At 66.7% G+C, this 16,750-nt stretch carries 16 protein-coding genes and 1 pseudogene; 13 read left to right on the plus strand and 4 right to left on the minus strand.

Going from position 1 to position 16,750, the window contains the following annotated elements:
* Positions 1 to 377 precede the first annotated feature (377 nt).
* From RGD00_RS19505 to RGD00_RS19560, 12 genes are all read left to right on the plus strand, one after another.
* Entirely contained in the window at positions 378 to 1,121 is a 744-nt protein-coding gene (locus tag RGD00_RS19505) for an SDR family NAD(P)-dependent oxidoreductase (RefSeq protein ID WP_310458945.1), read from the plus strand.
* A 16-nt stretch (positions 1,122 to 1,137) separates the two neighbouring features.
* Complete coding sequence (locus RGD00_RS19510; protein WP_310458946.1) at positions 1,138 to 1,896, plus strand: SDR family NAD(P)-dependent oxidoreductase; 759 nt, start codon at positions 1,138 to 1,140, stop codon at positions 1,894 to 1,896.
* Between the two features lie 44 nt (positions 1,897 to 1,940).
* Complete coding sequence (locus tag RGD00_RS19515; RefSeq protein WP_310458947.1) at positions 1,941 to 3,647, plus strand: FAD-dependent oxidoreductase; 1,707 nt, start codon at positions 1,941 to 1,943, stop codon at positions 3,645 to 3,647.
* Position 3,648: 1 nt separating this feature from the next.
* Positions 3,649 to 3,969, plus strand: a complete 321-nt coding sequence (locus RGD00_RS19520) for a YciI family protein (protein WP_310458948.1) — start codon at positions 3,649 to 3,651, stop codon at positions 3,967 to 3,969.
* Between the two features lie 64 nt (positions 3,970 to 4,033).
* Positions 4,034 to 5,080, plus strand: coding sequence for a branched-chain amino acid ABC transporter permease (locus RGD00_RS19525; protein ID WP_310458949.1), 1,047 nt, complete (start codon positions 4,034 to 4,036; stop codon positions 5,078 to 5,080).
* Between the two features lie 2 nt (positions 5,081 to 5,082).
* Entirely contained in the window at positions 5,083 to 6,894 is a 1,812-nt protein-coding gene (locus tag RGD00_RS19530) for a branched-chain amino acid ABC transporter ATP-binding protein/permease (protein WP_310458950.1), read from the plus strand.
* The gene (locus RGD00_RS19535) at positions 6,894 to 7,616 is read left to right on the plus strand and encodes an ABC transporter ATP-binding protein (protein WP_310458951.1); all 723 of its coding nucleotides are present in this window, start codon (positions 6,894 to 6,896) and stop codon (positions 7,614 to 7,616) included. The genes RGD00_RS19530 and RGD00_RS19535 overlap by 1 nt, the downstream gene beginning before the upstream one ends.
* 49 nt (positions 7,617 to 7,665) lie before the next feature.
* The gene (locus tag RGD00_RS19540) at positions 7,666 to 8,814 is read left to right on the plus strand and encodes an ABC transporter substrate-binding protein (RefSeq protein ID WP_310458952.1); all 1,149 of its coding nucleotides are present in this window, start codon (positions 7,666 to 7,668) and stop codon (positions 8,812 to 8,814) included.
* Positions 8,815 to 8,879: 65 nt separating this feature from the next.
* Complete coding sequence (locus RGD00_RS19545) at positions 8,880 to 9,593, plus strand: NIPSNAP family protein (RefSeq protein ID WP_310458953.1); 714 nt, start codon at positions 8,880 to 8,882, stop codon at positions 9,591 to 9,593.
* Positions 9,594 to 9,654: 61 nt separating this feature from the next.
* On the plus strand, positions 9,655 to 10,497 hold the full coding sequence (locus RGD00_RS19550; RefSeq protein ID WP_310458954.1) for a fumarylacetoacetate hydrolase family protein: 843 nt from the start codon (positions 9,655 to 9,657) through the stop codon (positions 10,495 to 10,497).
* A gap of 37 nt (positions 10,498 to 10,534) precedes the next feature.
* Entirely contained in the window at positions 10,535 to 11,386 is an 852-nt protein-coding gene (locus RGD00_RS19555) for an NADPH-dependent oxidoreductase (protein ID WP_310458955.1), read from the plus strand.
* A 123-nt stretch (positions 11,387 to 11,509) separates the two neighbouring features.
* A complete protein-coding gene (locus RGD00_RS19560) occupies positions 11,510 to 12,211 on the plus strand; it encodes a GntR family transcriptional regulator (RefSeq protein WP_310458956.1) in 702 nt (233 codons plus the stop codon).
* Between the two features lie 29 nt (positions 12,212 to 12,240).
* On the opposite strand, the gene RGD00_RS19565 is transcribed toward RGD00_RS19560, so the two are convergent.
* From RGD00_RS19565 to RGD00_RS19575, 3 genes and pseudogenes are all read right to left on the minus strand, one after another.
* Positions 12,241 to 12,561 carry a YciI family protein gene (locus RGD00_RS19565; protein WP_310458957.1) on the minus strand — a complete coding sequence of 107 codons (321 nt, stop codon included), beginning with the start codon at positions 12,559 to 12,561 and terminating at the stop codon, positions 12,241 to 12,243.
* Between the two features lie 47 nt (positions 12,562 to 12,608).
* Entirely contained in the window at positions 12,609 to 14,225 is a 1,617-nt protein-coding gene (locus tag RGD00_RS19570; protein ID WP_425603439.1) for a 3-hydroxyacyl-CoA dehydrogenase NAD-binding domain-containing protein, read from the minus strand.
* A 67-nt stretch (positions 14,226 to 14,292) separates the two neighbouring features.
* A pseudogene (locus RGD00_RS19575) lies at positions 14,293 to 14,667 on the minus strand (enoyl-CoA hydratase/isomerase family protein); the annotation flags it as partial.
* Positions 14,668 to 14,712: 45 nt separating this feature from the next.
* Between RGD00_RS19575 and RGD00_RS19580 the strand changes: the two are divergent.
* Positions 14,713 to 15,864, plus strand: a complete 1,152-nt coding sequence (locus RGD00_RS19580; protein WP_310458959.1) for an acyl-CoA dehydrogenase family protein — start codon at positions 14,713 to 14,715, stop codon at positions 15,862 to 15,864.
* Between the two features lie 41 nt (positions 15,865 to 15,905).
* Here the strand turns inward: RGD00_RS19580 and RGD00_RS19585 are convergent, their stop codons facing one another.
* A complete protein-coding gene (locus RGD00_RS19585) occupies positions 15,906 to 16,661 on the minus strand; it encodes an SDR family NAD(P)-dependent oxidoreductase (RefSeq protein ID WP_310458960.1) in 756 nt (251 codons plus the stop codon).
* Between the last annotated feature and the right edge of the window lie 89 nt (positions 16,662 to 16,750).

Genomic DNA, 16,750 nt, shown 5'->3' on the forward strand with positions numbered 1-16,750 from the left:
CTCCCGGATGGTTCGAGTTCGGCCATTGGCATACTAGCATGTATGTGAGCCTTGGGAAGATAGAAACGATAATACTTTATATAATCGATAATACAGAACTCTATCACGAAATTTGCAGCATGAAGCGCGCACCCCCGCCTTCTGTCCCCCCATCAGGGGCCGACCAGCGATTCGATGCACGGCAGCCGCCGCACGACCGGCCCGCAGACGAAACACCCGGACAGCACGGCCGATCCGCGACAACAGGGCCCATAAATGCCGGTGAAATATATGTTTTTCACAAACTGATGAATTATCGTGAATCCTATTCAAAATCGCTTGTCATTGCCGCCGCGCGTCGACTAGCATGTTAGCATTGCAGTCTGGAGGGGAGCCAGATGAGAACCGTACTGATCACGGGCGCGGCGCAGGGAATCGGCCTTGCCATGGCGAGGCGGTTTCTCGCCGGGGGACATGCCGTCGTCGCCAGCGACCGGCTGTCCGACGGGCTGGAACAGCTTCGGGCCGACGCGCCCGACCGGATCGCCCCGATCGTGCAGGACGTGACGGCAGACAGCGCGCCGGAAGAGGCGGTCGCGCTGGCGGTTGCGCGCTTCGGCAGGCTCGACGTGCTGGTGAACAATGCGGGCATCGGCCGGGCAAAGCCCGTAGGCGAAGAACGGGACGAGGATCTCGACCGCTTCCTTGCGGTCAATGTGCGGGCCCCCTTGCGCTATACGCGGGCCGCGCTGCGAGCGATGGAACCCGGTGCCAGTATCGTCAATGTCGCCTCTATCTTCGGTTTCCGCGGCAGCGCCGGGGCGGGGGTCTATTCCGTCACCAAGGCGGCCATGGTCGGGCTGACACGGCAGATGGCGGCGGATTATGGGCCCGAAGGCATCCGGGTCAACGCCGTGGCGCCGGGGGTCACACGCACCGCCATGACCGCCGACCGTATCGACAGCGGCGAGCCCGCATTCCAGCGGCTGATGGTGAACACCACGCCGTTTCCGCGTGTGGGCACCCCCGAAGACATCGCCAACGGCGCATTCTTCCTGGCTTCGGAAGAGGCGTCGTTCATCTCTGGCCACGTGCTGGTCATCGACGGCGGCTGGCTTGCCGCCAATGCCCCGCGGAACTGAAACGGGAACCGCCATCATGACGGGAACGGCAGCGAAACGCTTGGACGGGCGCCGGATCATCCTTTTCGGCGGCGGGTCCGGCATCGGCAAGGCAACGGCAGAGCTTTTCGCGCGCGAAGGCGCACGGCTGGCCATCGTGGATCACGACCGGACCGCCGCAACGGCAGTGGCCGAGGCGGTCGGCGGGGTGGCGATCGCCGCCGACATCAGCGACGCGCCGCAGGTGAAAGCGGCAGTCGATGGCGCGAATGCGGCGCTGGAGGGGATCGACGGCCTGGTCAATACCGCCGGCGTCTTCGATCCCGCCGATCTGGAAAACACCGCGCCCGACCTCTGGAACCAGGTGATCGGCATCAATCTCACGGGCACCTATCTCGTTTGCCGCCACGCCCTGCCCCACCTGCGCAGGGCCGCGCCCGCCACCATCGTGACCCTGGGATCCGGCGTGGCGCTGGTGCCGACGGGGCCGACATCGGCGGCCTATGTCGCGGCCAAGGGCGGGGTGATCGCCCTGACGCGCCAGATGGCGATGGAGGCGGCGCCCCTCGTGCGCGCGAACTGCGTCTGCCCCGGCATGGTGGACACGCCCATGACCCGGACGATCCTGAGGGACGACACGGGTGAAACCCGATCCTCGATCACCGGCAGCTATGCCCTGAAAAGAGCCGCCGCACCCGGGGAAATCGCAGCCGCGATCCTGTTCCTGACCAGCCGCGATTCCAGCTACGTCACCGGCACGGCGATGGCCGTGGACGGCGGCAGGACATTCCACTGACCGGATCAGAAGCCGCGGGCGTGAAACAGACAAGAGATAACATGATGGGCATTCCCTCAACCGTCGATGTCATCGTTCTCGGGTCCGGCGCCGCCGGGCTTTCCGCGGCGATCGTCGCCCGGCATTACGGCGCCGATGTGCTGATGCTCGAGCGCGCATCCGTCTTCGGCGGATCAAGCGCGATTTCCGGCGGCGTGGTCTGGATTCCCTGCAACCCGCTGATGGAAAGCGTCGGTCACAAGGACACGCCCGAGGCAGCGCGAGAGTATATCGCCTCGGTCACGGGCAACAGGTTCAGGCCCGACCTCGTGGACGCCTTCATCGAGAACGGCGCCGCGATGGTGCAATTCATGCATGACCACAGCGCGCTGCGTTTCGTTCCGCGCGCCGTGGCGCCCGATTACTATCCCGACAGGCCCGGCGCGCTGGCGGGGGGGCGGTCGCTCGACCCGCAGATCTATGACGGCCGGCGACTTGGGCCCTGGTTCGCCCGCCTGAGGCCGCCGATCCGGGAATTCCTCGTTCTTGGCGGGATGATGGTGAATTCGCGCGACATCGCCCATCTCATGGGCACCCTGAGATCGCCCGGTGATTTCCGCGCCTCGAGCAGGCTGGTGCTGGGTTATCTCGCGCAGCGCCTGCGCCATCCGCGCGGCACACGGTTGGTGCAGGGCAATTCGCTTGTCGCACAACTGCTCAAATCCGCCGTGGATACCGGGGTGCGGATGATGTCCGCCTGCGATGTGACGGGGCTGGGGAATGCCACGGGCAGGGCCGATACCGTCCGTTTCATCCACGCGGGCAAGGAACATATCGTCACCGCCCGCCGCGGAATCGTGCTTGCCGGCGGGGGTGCCCCCGCATCCGCGGACTATGTTCGCAAATATACGCGGACCCCGGACACCCATTTCACCATGGCGCCCGCGGAAAACAGCGGGGGTCTCTTGCGTCTGGCGCTGGACCTCGGTGCGCAACTGGCGGAAGATGTCGTCGATCCGGTCAATTATGCGCCGGTTTCCCTGCACCGCAAGGCCGATGGAACCGTCGCCCGGTTTCCCCATCTGTTTCTCGACCGCGCCAAGCCCGGCCTGATCGCGGTGAATACCGGCGGGCGGAGATTCGTCGACGAGGCGAGTTCCTACCACAACTTCGTCAATCACATGCTCGACGGGGCTGCCGGCGGCACGGTTCCGGCCTGGCTGATCTGCGACGAGCGTTTCTTGCGGAAATACGGCATGGGCCTGGTACGGCCCGGGATCTATCCCCGAAAACCCTATCTCGACAGCGGCTATCTGCGGAAAGCCGCCACCGTCGAGGATCTGGCGAGATCCATCGGCGTTCCGCCGGAGGCGCTGGCGCAAACCGTTTCGCGGCACAACGGCTTTGCGAAAACGGGCGTGGATGAGGATTTCGGCAAGGGCTCCAATATCTACGACCGCTATCTGGGGGACGCGAATGTGGATCCGAACCCCTGTCTGGCGCCTATCGAGAACGCGCCCTTCTATGCCGTTCAGGTCTTCCCCGGGGATATCGGCACGACCGTCGGCCTGCGCACCGACGGCGCGGCCCGGGTGCTCGGCCGGAACGGCGATCCTGTCGCCGGGCTTTATGCCGTGGGCAATGACATGAATTCGGTGATGAGCGGCACCTACCCGGGATCCGGCATCACCCTCGGGCCGGCGCTGACCTTCGGCTATATCGCCGGGCGCGCGCTTGGCCTGCAATCCATAGTGCCGGAGGGGAAGGAGTGAAATGGCTTACATGATCTTCACGCAGGATTGCGCAGACGGGCCCGCGATCCGGGAAAAACACCGCGATGCGCATCTGGCCTATCTCGATGACAGGATGGACATCCTGATCGCCTCGGGCGCGCTTCAGGACGAAGAGGGGAAATCCATCGGCGCCTGTATCCTCATCGATGTGGATACGCTGGAAGAAGCGCGGGATTTCGCCACCCGGGATCCCTTCGCAACCGCCGGCCTGTTCAGGACGCTGACCATCCAGCGGTGGAACAGGTTCTATCTTCACGGACGCAAGGACAGGGGGCCGTTCAGGCCGCTTCCCCGGGATTGACGGGCATTCCGGCGCGGACCGGGCATTTCCGCCGGGTGAGTATACAAAAACAAGCGGGGGGGATATGGATTTCCAGATTGCGTTGATCCTGTTTCAGGACGGGATCACATCCGGCGCGATATACACGATGCTGGCCCTTGGCTTCGTGCTGATCTTCACGACGACGCGCATCATCTTTGCCTCCTACGGGGATCTCATCGCCTATGCGGCGCTGACGCTCCACGCGCTTCAGAACGGGCGCCTGCCGGGGACGGTATTTCTGGTGGCGGTCCTGGCGATCGTGGCGACGCTGGCAGAGGTCTACCGGCTTGCACGCGCGGGCGCGCCGCGGCGGATACCGGGGGCGCTCGTCCGATGGCTGGCCTTGCCGCTGGCCCCGGCGCTGCTTGGTTTTCTGCTGCAAGGGACGGATCTTCCCGCACCGGCCGAAATGGCGCTGACGGTGCTTCTGGTGCTGCCCATCGCGCCGCTGCTGTATCGCATCGTCTTTCAGCCGATCGCCACCGCATCCACCCTGACGCTGCTGATCGTCGCGCTGGTCCTGCACTATGTCATATCCGGGCTGGCGCTGATGTTCTTCGGGCCCGAGGGCGTGCGCACCGCCGCCTTCATCCGCGGGTCGGTGAATATCCTCGGGTTTCATATCCAGGCCCAGCTGATCGCGGTGCTGGCGGCCGCGGCGGTCCTTTCCGTCGGGCTCGCGCTGTTCTTCATGAAGACGATCCCGGGCAAGGCGCTGCGCGCCACCGCCTACAATCGCGACGGCGCGCGCCTCGTGGGCATTTCCACGGATCGCGCCGGCGGCATCGCCTTCATCCTTGGCGGGTTCATCGCGGCGATCGTCGGCATCCTCATCGGGTCCTCGGTGACGATCTACTACGATTCCGGCCTGATGATCGGGCTGAAGGGCTTCGTCGGCGCAGTGCTCGGCGGGTTCGTCAGCTATTCGATGGCGGCCATCGGCTCGATCCTCGTCGGCCTGACAGAGGCCTATGCCTCGTTCTTCGCCAGCGCCTTCAAGGAAATCATCGTCTTCCTTGCGATCATCCCGATCGTCCTTGTGCGCGTCTTCCTGTCCCGGACCCCGGTCGAGGAAGAGGAGGAGCATTGACCATGGCACATGATCTGCACGCCAATTCCGCCGCTGGCGGGGCATGGAAACGCAATGCTGCGATCTGTGTCGTGGCGGCGGCGCTGCTGGCGGTTCCGGCCCTTTTGGGCTCTTTCGCCGTCTCGCTGTTCAACCTGGTGGGAATATACGCCATCACCACCCTCGGCCTCACGCTGCTGACGGGATCGGGCGGCGTCACCTCGTTCGCCCAGGCCGCATTCATGGGGGTGGGGGCCTATACCTCCACCTATTTCAGCCTGCGCCTCGGGCTCGACCCTTGGCTGGGCCTGCTGGCGGCGCTGGCGTTGACCGGGCTTTGCGCTGCGATCATGGGCGCCGTCACATTGCATCTCGGCGGGCATTACCTGCCGATCACCACGCTGGCCTGGGCGGTGGCGCTGTTCATGGTCTTCGGCAACCTCACCGCGGTCGGCGGGCACAGCGGCATCGGCGACATTCCCCCGATCACGGTGTTCGGTTTCGCCCTGGATCGGCCGCACAAGGCGTTCTACCTGGTCTGGGGGGTGCTGATCCTGACGCTGTTCGGCGCAGCCAACCTGCTGTCCTCGCGCCAGGGCCGGGCGATCAGCGCGCTGCGGGGCGGGGCGGCACTGGCCGAAAGCCTGGGGATCAACGCCTTCCGGCTGCGGCTGGTCCTGTTCCTGCTGGCGGCCGAACTGGCCTGTGTCGCCGGGTGGATGTTCGCCCACACGCAGTCCTTCATCTCGCCCACCTCCTTCGATCTCAATCAAGGGATGCAGATCCTGCTGATGTCGGTGCTGGGCGGCGTCGGCAATATCCTGGGGGCGCTGGCGGGGGCCGCTGCCGTGACCTTCGGCAAGAATGCGATCCAGGATCTGGTGCCGATGCTGGGTCTCAACGCCGGCACATTCGAGATCGTCATCTTCGGCATCGCCTTCATCCTCATCATCCACAAGGCGCCGAAAGGCCTGTCGCCGGTGCTGGGCCGCTTCCTGCCCGCCGCGCCGCGCCCGCCGCTCGGCAAGGGCGGCGCCGACGGACTGCATTTCACCCGCACCGCGGCGCCGGGCGGAACAGAGGTCCTGCTGCAAGTAAAAAACCTGCAAAAGCGATACGGCGGGCTTGTCGCGGTGGATGACGTGTCCTTCGAGGTGCGGCCGGCGACCATCCACGCCATCATCGGACCGAATGGCGCAGGCAAGAGCACGACATTCGACCTCATCAGCGGGATGCAGGCGCCGACATCGGGCACCGTCCATTTCAACGGCAGGCAGATCACCGGAACACCCGCGCGCGGGCTGATCGCCAGGGGACTATCCCGCACGTTCCAGCACGTCAGGATCCGCCCGAACCACAGCCTGCTGGAAAACGTGATGATGGGGGCACATTGGCGGATGCGGACGGGCTTCGCCGCCGGGATCCTGCGGCTCGACCGGAAGGAGGAACGGGCCTTCGCCGGTATCGCCCATGCGGCATTGCGCGACGTGGGCCTCGATGCCGATCCCCATGCGAAGGCGGGCAACCTCGCCCTCGGCCCGCAGCGGTTGCTGGAAATCGCCCGCGCCCTCGCCTCGGATCCCAGGATGGTCATCCTGGACGAACCCGCCGCCGGGCTTCGCGCGCAGGAAAAACAGGCGCTTGCGGCACTGCTGCGGCGGATGCGGGAAGCCGGCGTGACCATTCTGCTGATCGAACACGACATGGATTTCGTGATGGGGCTCGCCGACCGCATCGTCGTGCTGGAATTCGGCCGGCTTCTGGCCACCGGCACCCCTGACGAGATCCGCAGCAACGAACGCGTGCAGGCCGCCTACCTGGGGGAGGATGTGTGATGGAACTGCTGAACGCATCCGGCATCAGCGTCAGCTATGGAAAGATCGGCGCGATCCGCGATGTTTCCATGCGGATCGTCGAAGGGCAGATCGTGACCATCGTCGGACCGAACGGCGCGGGGAAAAGCACCTTTCTCAAGGCGCTGATGGGCTGGCTTCCCTACCAGGGCAGCATGCGCTTCGCCGGCCGGCCCATCGACACGATGACGGTCCAGGACCGGGTATGCGAGGGCATGGTGCTGGTCCCCGAGACGCGGGAACTGTTTGCGCAGATGACCGTGGCGGACAACCTGTTGCTTGGCGGGTATATCCACCGGCGGCAGGGGCATGCCGCACTGGCGGCGGAACTCGACAGGATCTACGAGCTTTTCCCGCGCCTGCGCGAACGCATGCACCAGCAGGCCCGAACGCTTTCCGGTGGCGAGCGGCAGATGCTCGCCCTCGGCCGCGCGCTGATGGGCCGGCCGCGGCTTCTGATGCTCGACGAACCGAGCCTGGGGCTGGCGCCGCTGATCGTGCGCGAGATCTTCGAGATCATCGCGCGGCTGCGCAGCCTCAACGTCAGCATCCTTCTGGTAGAGCAGAACGCGCGCGCCGCTCTCCAGACGGCGGATTACGCCTATGTCCTGGAAACAGGAGAGGTGCCGCTGCACGGTCCCGCGGCCGAACTGCTGAAAGATCCGCGCATCGCCAACGTCTATCTCGGCTCGTCCGCGTCGTGATCCGCGCGCGGGCGGTTTTTCGTGCAACGTCCCCAGGGAGGAATGGACAATGCGTATCAAACTTGGTGTGGCCACAACGCTGGCGGCGGCGGGGTTCATGACCCTTTCGACCGCCGTGCAGGCCGATGTGTCAATCGGGATCGTGCATTCGCTGACGGGCTCGGCATCGGCGCAGGGGGTACCGCAGAAGCAGGCGATAGAACTTGCGCTGCCCGCCGAAATCGGCGGCGAGAAGGTCCGGGTCATCGTCATGGACGATGCCACCGACCCGACCATCGCCGCCCGCAACGCAACCAAGCTGATCGAGGACGACAAGGTCGACCTCATCATCGGCCCCACCATCACGCCAAGCGCGATTTCCATCGCGCAGGTGGCGACGGCGGCCCGGATCCCCTACCTGCCCGCCGCGCCGGTGAAGCTCGGCGATGCCCGCGACGAGTGGATCTTCAACGTGCCCCCGCCGCCGGAAAAATGGATCATTCCGGTGATCGCCGATTTCAAGAAACGCGGCGTCAAGACCGTCGGCTTCCTGGGCTTTTCCGACGCTTGGGGCGACATCACGCTGGCGGCGCTGAAACAGTATGCCGATGAAGGCGGCTACGAGATCGTCGCGGACGAACGCTATGCACGGGCCGACACCTCGGTGACGGGGCAGGTCCTGCGCCTGGTCTCGGCCAACCCGGACGCCATTTTCCTCGGCGTGTCGGGCGCACCGGGCGTTCTGGGCAATCTGGCGGTGAAGGAACGCTATCAGGGGCCGATCTTCAACAGCAACGGCGTATTCAACGCGACCTTCCTGACGCTTGGCGGCGCCGAACTGGAAGGCGTGCATGCCGTCATCGGCGCCATCGGCATCGCCGACCAACTGCCCGATTCCGAACCGCGCAAGGCTGTCGCGCTCGACTTCATCGCCAAATACAACGAAAAGCACGGCCCGGGGACGGCAGATGCGATTTCGGGCTTCGGCTATGATTCCGGCCTGATCGCGACCGCGGCGATCGAATCCGCGCTGACCAAGGCGAAACCCGGCACGCCGGAATTCCGCACCGCCGTGGTCGAGGGCCTTCGCGCCATCGACCGTCTGCCGGGCGCCCACAGCTTCTACACCTTCGCCGATCCGCGCTGGCCCTGGGGCGTGGGCGACGACGCCGCCTTCCTGGTGAAGGTCGAAGGCGGAAAGTGGACGCTGGCCGACTGATCACCCCATCCCCGCCCGCCGCCATGCCGTCCCGCACGGCATGGCGGACACGCAAGGAGACGCGCATGACCCAAGGCAACCCCGGCTTCCATGAACTGCGGATCTACAAGATCGAACCCGGCCGGCTTCAGGACATGGTGGGGCGGTTCCGGGGCGGATTGTCCTGGCTGTTTCCCCGCCACGGCGTGAATGTCGTGGGCGGCTGGTCCACCCTCGTGGGGCCCGAGAACGCGCATTTCGTCTATCTCATGCATTGGCAGAGCTTCGAGGAACGGATGGCGGCCTTCGCCGCCTTCGCGGCCGATCCCGACTGGCACCGCGTGCGCGCGGAAACCAATGCCGGATCGGAATTTCTGGAAGAGTTCGAGATCCACTTCCTCCACCCCTTCGTGTCGAACGGGCTGGAACGGGCATTGCCCTTCGACAGGGCCGGGGCGGTGCACGAACTGACCATCTACCCGGGAAAGACCGGGATGGCCGGGCCGATCCGGGCCCGTCTGAACGAACACGAACTGCCGCTGCGCGAACGGCAGGGCGCGCGGACCCTGGGGGCGTTCGATGCCCTGACCGGCCCGCGGCTGCCCACCGCCTTCAGCCTGGTGGAATGGCCGGATCTGGCCGCCTGGCAGCAGGCGCAGGCTGATCCGGCGGCGGAACGGGCGTTGATCGAACGGGTGGCCGCGGAAAAGGCGCAGCATGGCCGGCAGGCGCTCGGCCGCACGACCCGATATGTGCTTGCGCCGGTGCCTGTCGCCTGGGCGCCGCGCAGCCGCAGGTGAAACCACCAGACCACGACCCGCCGCGGCGTTGGGCGGCGGCGGCAACAGCAAGGAAAACATCATGCGTCTCGTATCCTTTCTGACCGGCGGGCAGCCGAGCTATGGCGTCGCCGAGGGCAACGGCCTGCGCGAGGCCGCGGCCGGCTTTCGCAGCCGCTATCCCGACCTGCGCGCGGTGCTGACCGCGAATGCGGTGGCCGAACTGGGCCGGTCTCTGGACCGCCGGTTCGGGATCGACGCGGTGACGCTGTTGCCGCCGGTGCCGAACCCCGACAAGATCCTCTGCGTCGGCCTGAACTATCTGTCGCACATCCGGGAAACCGGCCGCGAGGCGCCCCGCCATCCGTCGATCTTCGTCCGCTTTCCTTCGTCCGTGCGGGGGCATGGTGTGCCGCTGATCCGCCCCCGCGTCTCGGCGCAATTCGACTTCGAGGGCGAGCTGGCGGTGGTCATCGGCAGGCCGGGCCGCCGCATTGCCGCCGCGGATGCGATGGATCACGTCGCGGGCTACAGCGCCTTCAACGACGGCTCCATCCGCGATTTCCAGCGTCATACGACGCAGTTCTGGCCCGGGAAAAGCTTTGACGACAGCGGCTCCATGGGCCCCTGGCTTGTCACACGCGACGACCTGCCCGATCCCGCCGCGCAACATCTGCGCACGCTGCTGAACGGCGAGGTGATGCAATCCGCCCCGCTTTCCGATCTTGCATTCACCATCCCCGACATCATCGCCTACGTTTCGCAGGTGACCGAGCTTCTGCCCGGCGACATCATCGCCACCGGCACGCCGGGCGGCGTCGGCCTGTTCCGCGAACCGCCGGTCTTCATGCGGCCCGGGGACCGGATCGAGGTCGAAATCACCGGCATCGGCACCCTGTCGAACCCGGTTGCCGACGAGATCTAGGCCGGGTATCCGCGACAGGAACAGGAGGATAGGAGCCATGGCGGACACGCAGCGGAACCTTGGCGATACATCGATGGGCGACAGTCCGGCCGAAAAGGCCGTCTTTCGCCGCTATCGCGAAGCGGCCGCGGTCGGCCCGTGGAACACGACGATCGCCACGCTTCTTGCGCACCGTTCCGTGCGCGCCTATCTGCCCGCGCCGCTGCCCGAGGGGACGGTGGAAACCCTCGTCGCGGCGGCGTCCTCTGCGCCCACATCGTCGAACTTGCAGGCATGGAGCGTCGTGGCCGTCACAGACCCGGAACGCCGCGCCCGTCTTGCCGCGATTGCGGGGAATCAGCGGCACATTATCGATGCGCCGCTGATCCTCGTCTGGGTCGCCGATCTGTCCCGGGCGCAGCGCATCGGGGATGCCGCAGGCGTCCGCATGGAGGGGCTCGACTATACCGAAACCTTCCTGCTCGCCTCGATGGATGCGATGCTGGCGGCGCAAAACGCCCTCGTGGCGGCGGAATCGCTCGGGCTGGGAACCGTGTTCATCGGCGCGCTGCGCAACGACCCCGAGGCGGTGGCCGATCTGTTGCGCCTGCCGCCGCGGGCCTATGCGGTCGCGGGGCTGGTGGTGGGCCTGCCCGACCCCGCGGTGCAGACGGCGGTGAAGCCGCGGCTGCCGCAGTCGGCGGTTCTGCATCGGGAATGCTATGGCGCCGAAGACCCCGAAACGCTCCGCGCCCACGACCGCGCGACCGGGGCGTTCCGCGCGGAACAGGTGCTTTCCCGTCAAGGCTGGACCGATCTCGTCCTTTCCCGCCTACAGACGGCCCAGGGGCTGAGCGGCCGCCACGTCCTGAAATCCGTGCTTGGCCGGCTGGGTTTCCCGCTGCACTGACATACCGGAGGAAAGGCCCTTGCAGACCCTTGCGGCGCGGTCCAATGGTGGTGCGGTCATGACACGCCGCGGCGGGTTCCGCGCGGATACGGCGCGAGAGGAGGGTGCAACATGATCTCGGGCATGTCCGATCCCCCCTCCATCCGGCAATCCGCGCGGCGGGTCGGCCTGTCGGATCTGGTATACAACGACGTCAAGAACCGGCTGCTTGCAGGCGAATTCCGGGAACCGGATTCGATACCGATCGACAAGCTGGCGACCGAACTGTCGGTCAGCCGCCACCCCGTCATGGAGGCGCTGAAACGGCTGTCTGTCGAGGGGTTCATCACCATCCTGCCCCAGATCGGTTGCCGTGTAAGGCGCTATGAACCGTCCGAAATATCGGATTTCTTCCGGCTGTTCGCCGAAGGCGAGGCGCTGATCGCGGAACTTGCCGCCGAACGCGCGGACAAGACGAACATCGCCGCCATGTCGGAAATCTCTGCCCGGATCGGCCGGCTGCGGCAGGCCCGGGACAGTACCGCCGCCATCGGGCTGGAATACCGTTCCCTCAACCGCCAGCTTCATTTCGAGATGCGCCGGGCCGCCCGTTCCGTCCCCGTGGCCGAAATCGTCGAAAGCCTCGGCGACCGGAGCGATTTCTTCATCGCCGCGTCCCGCCAGCCGCTGTTCACCGACAGGCTGGCACGGGCGCATGACGAACACGAGGCAATCATCGCGGCGATAGAACGTAGGGATCCCGCGCGCGCCAGAGAGGTGATGCGCATCCACATCCTGCATATCGAGGAACGGTTGCGGACGACCTTCGCAGATCCGCCGCCATAACGCTTTCCGGCTGGCCCGGCGCCCGCCGCCTAGTGCGGTGCAAGCGGGGCAAACGGCCCGCGGTCCGGGCGGCCGTGCAGGTAGAACTGGCGCCAGCGCTGGATCACCAGCGTTTTGAACAGGCCGGCCTTGTAGAAGGGATCGTTGTGGACGAAGTCTTCGGCCTCTTCCCGGGTATCGACATTGATCAGGATGACCGCACCGATGGCGCGGGGCTCTTCGTTCAGCAGGCCGCCCGAGGCGATCAGGATTTCGACCCGTCCCTCCAGATAGGCAAGATGCGCATCGAGATGCTGCTTGCGGATCTCGGCGCCCTGTTCGACGTCCTGCGTGAAAATCATGTAAGGCATGTCTTTTTCCTCGTTTTCCTGTGATCCCTCCGCGCGGGCCGGTGTCGTCAGCCAGCGGGCGAATTGTGGGCGTGCCACATCAGGCCGCCCTTCTCGCGCGGAAAGCCGTAGCCGTGGATCATGACGAGATCGATGTCCTCCGGCCTGTCGGCGATGCCTTCGGCCAGGATCGCCCTGCCCTCCTCGGTCATGCGCGCGATCAGCCGGCGGGCGATCTCGTCTCGCGTCAGGGCCAGTCGCGGATGGCCAAGCCGGTGCGCCTCGGCGGCAAGGATATCCGCGGTTTCTGCGGACGGCGTGCGCCGGCCGTCCCGGCCGTAGTCATACCATCCGCGCCCCGCCTTGCGCCCTGTGCGCCCGGCCGCGACCAGATGCCCGATCGCCGCACTGGTATCGCCGGGGCCCGTACCATGAAGCCGCCGCCGCCGTGCCAGACCGATTTCGAGGCCCGAAAGATCCTGCGTCGCAAAGGGGCCGAGCGGCATGCCGAACCATTCCATCGCCGCGTCGATGTCCCACGGGGTCGCACCTTGCATCGTCAGCAGCTCCGCCGCATCGCGGAGACTGGCCAGGATGCGATTGCCGATGAACCCCTCGCATACACGGGCCAGCACCGGCATCTTGTCCATCTGCAGGGCTAGGGCAAAGCCCCGCCGGACCGCCGCCGGGGCCGAGATGCCGGTACGGATGACCTCGACCAGCGGCATGACATGGGCCGGGCTGAAGAAATGCAGCCCGATCAGGCGCGCGGGATCCCGCAGGCCCTGCCCTATCTGGCGGATGTCCATATAGGACGTGTTAGTGGCCAGCACCGCATCCGCCGGAAGCGCGGCTTCCAGTTCGGCCAGCACCCGCTGTTTCAGCCCCATGTCCTCGAACACCGCCTCGATGGCGATTTCCGCCGGGGGCAGGGTCGCCATGCCGATGTGATAGCCCATCCCGGCCAGGAAACCCTCGGCCTCGGCCCGGGTCGCCTTGCCGCGGCCGACCGCCTCGTCCGCGAGGCGGGCGAGCGTGGCTTCGGCACGGGCTGCGGCCTCTCCCCCGGTCTCTACCAGCGCCACCGCTATCCCGGCCCGGCGCAGGGCAAAGGCGATGCCCGCCCCCATGAGACCGCCGCCGACCACCACGGCAGTGTTCACCGGCGCTTCGCCCTGTGTATCCAGGGCCCGGCGGGCGACGCGTTCGGCGAAGAATACATGCCGCAAGGCCCGCGCCTCGGGCGTAATCCGCAGGGCATCGAACCGGGCGCGCTCGGCGTCGAGGCCAGCGGCGAAGCCGGTCGTCGCGGTTTCTTCGACCAGACGTATCGCTGCCTCGGGCGCCGCCTGCCGGCGATGACGGCGCGCCGCCGCCGCCCGTGCGGCCGCGACGGCGTCGGGCGCCGGTTCGGGATTGGGCGCCTGTGACAGACGGGGCCGCGGCGGGGGCGTGAGCGCCAGCGCCGCAGCCACCGCATCCTCGGCGATCCCGTCGATCACCCCCAGGCGTAGCGCCTCTGCCGCATCGAACATCTCGCCCAACCCGACGATCCCTGCCGCCGGTCCGATGCCGATCAGCCGCGGCAGGCGCTGTGTGCCCCCGGAGCCCGGCACGACGCCCAGTTTCACCTCCGGCAACGCCAGCCGGGCAGAGGGCGCAGCCACGCGCGCATCGCAGGCCAACGCGATCTTCCAATCCGCCCCCCAAGGCCAGCCCGTTCATGGCGCAGACCGTGAACATGGGCAGACCGTCGATCCGGGCGATCAACGCCGGCAGCTCGGGAGGATGCAGGGGGCCGCCGAATTCCCCGGCATCCGCACCGGCGACGAAACTGCGGCCCGCCCCGGTGATCACCAGACGCGCCGCGCCGGAAGCCGACGCATCGTCCAGCGCATCGTACAGATCGGCCCGCAATTCGGCCGTCAACAGATTGAGCGGCGGGTTGTCGATGGTCAGGATCAGCGCCTGCCCGACGGCCCTCAGGCTTGTCGTCATGGTTTCCTCCGGCGGCACCGGGCGGGCGCGTCCGTCCCCGATGCATGCCCGTTTCATGTCACAGACCGGGGCCAGCGGCAAGAACGTTCTGCAATGCGGTCCATTGTTCTGCAAAATATTGACCTTCATCCCTCCACCGGGCAGTAAGCGTCAACCCGACGCAAGGAGCACGTCATGGATCCTGAAACCCGCACCCTTCTTCTTGAAACCCTCCGGCGTTTCGTCCGCGATACACTCGTCCCGCTCGAGGCGCAGGTCGATGAGCAGGACGAGGTTCCCGAGGCCATCGTCGCCCAGATGCGCGAACTGGGCCTGTTCGGGCTGTCGATCCCCGAAGAATACGGTGGGCTCGGTCTCTCGATGTCCGACGAGGTTGCCGTCGCCGAGGAAATGGGACAGACCTCGCCCGCCTTCCGGTCGGTCTTCGGCACCAATGTCGGCATCGGATCGCAAGGCATCCTGATGGACGGCACGACCGAACAGAAATCCCGATGGCTGCCCCGCATCGCCAGCGGCGAGGTCATCTCGTCCTTCTGCCTGACCGAGCCCGACGTGGGCTCCGACGCCGGGGCGGTGCAGACCCGTGCGGTGCGCGACGGCGACAGCTACATCCTGACCGGGACCAAGCGTTTCATCACCAACGCCCCCCGGGCCGGGGTGCTGACCGTCATGGCCCGCACCGGCACGCCCGAGGACAGGGCCGCAGGCGTATCCGCCTTCATCGTGGACGCCCGTTCGCCGGGGATCAGCCTCGGCAGGCCCGACCGCAAGATGGGCCAGCGCGGGACCAAGACCTGCGACGCGATCTTCGACCACGTTCGGGTTCCGGCGGAAAACCTGATCGGCGGCAAGGAAGGCCAGGGCTTCCCCACCGCGATGAAGGTGCTGGACCGCGGCCGGCTGCATATCGCCGCCCTGTCCTGCGGCATCGCGGCGCGGCTGATCCGCGAGGCCGTTGCCTATGCCGCCGAACGGCGACAGTTCGGCAAGCCGATCGCCGAGCATCAGTTGATCCAGGCCATGCTCGCCGACAGCCGCACCGAATGGCTGGCGGCCCGGTCGATGGTGCGGGACACGGCGGCCCGCTACGACGCGGGCGAGGCCATCGCCACCGACGCCGCCTGCTGCAAGCTGTTCGCAACCGAAATGGTGGGCCGCGTTGCCGACCGTACCGTGCAGATCTTCGGCGGGGCCGGCTATATCGCCGACTACGGCATCGAACGGTTCTATCGCGACGTGCGCCTGCTGCGGCTTTACGAGGGCACCAGCCAGATCCAGCAACTGATCATCGCCCGCGACATGATCCGCGCCGCCGGATCGCAATAGGCGGGACAGGCCGGCCGCAAGCGCGGCCGGCCGCCCGGCGTTCAGACGGCCAGATAGCCGCCGTCCGCCACCAGCACCGTCCCGGTGACGAAGCGCGCCCAATCCGAGGCGAGGAACACGATCGGATCCGCGATGTCCTCAGGGTCGCCGATCCGACCAAGCGGCACCCGCTGCACCACCTGTTCCGTCCACACCGGATCGCGGCGCATGCGCGGCGCCGTCAGGTCGGTGCGGACAGTGCCGGGGCCCACGGCATTCACCCGGATCCCCTCGGGGCCAAGCTGCCGCGCCAGCGTCTGGGTCAACAGCTTCACCCCCGCCTTCGAGGCATTGTAGGAATAGCTGCCCTGCGGCGCCACGAAGGCCGCCACCGAGGACACGTTCACCACATTGCCCTTCGTCCTGCGCAGCGAGGGCAGGAAGGCGCGGGTGACAAGCATGACCGAGGTCAGGTTGACTTCGATCATCCGGTCCCACAGATCCATCAGCCCATCATCGTCCAAGGGCAGCTCCCCCGCGAAACCGGCGTTGTTGACCAGGATCGAGATGTCGCCATGCCGGCCCTCCACCGTCGCGGCAAGCGCCGCGATGGCGGCCCGGTCGGTGACGTCGAGCGGTTCGACCGACACCCGGTCGCCGGTGGGGTCGATGCTGCGGGCGGTTTCCCCGGCGGCCTCGACATTCTTGTCGGCGATGATCACGCGCGCACCCGCCGCAACCATCGCGCGGGCCGTCGCGGCACCGATGCCGCGGGCACCACCGGTAATCAGGGCAAGCCGCCCCTCAAGCAATTTCATCCGTCATCTCCTTACGGTCAGGACTCGTTCTCGCGTCATAGCCAGAACATGACGGTTGCAGCGAGGGCGACGGCGGAGAGGAAGACCTT

The sequence above is a fragment of the Ruixingdingia sedimenti genome (assembly GCF_031432425.1).
Classification (GTDB): Bacteria; Pseudomonadota; Alphaproteobacteria; order Rhodobacterales; family Rhodobacteraceae; genus Ruixingdingia; species Ruixingdingia sedimenti.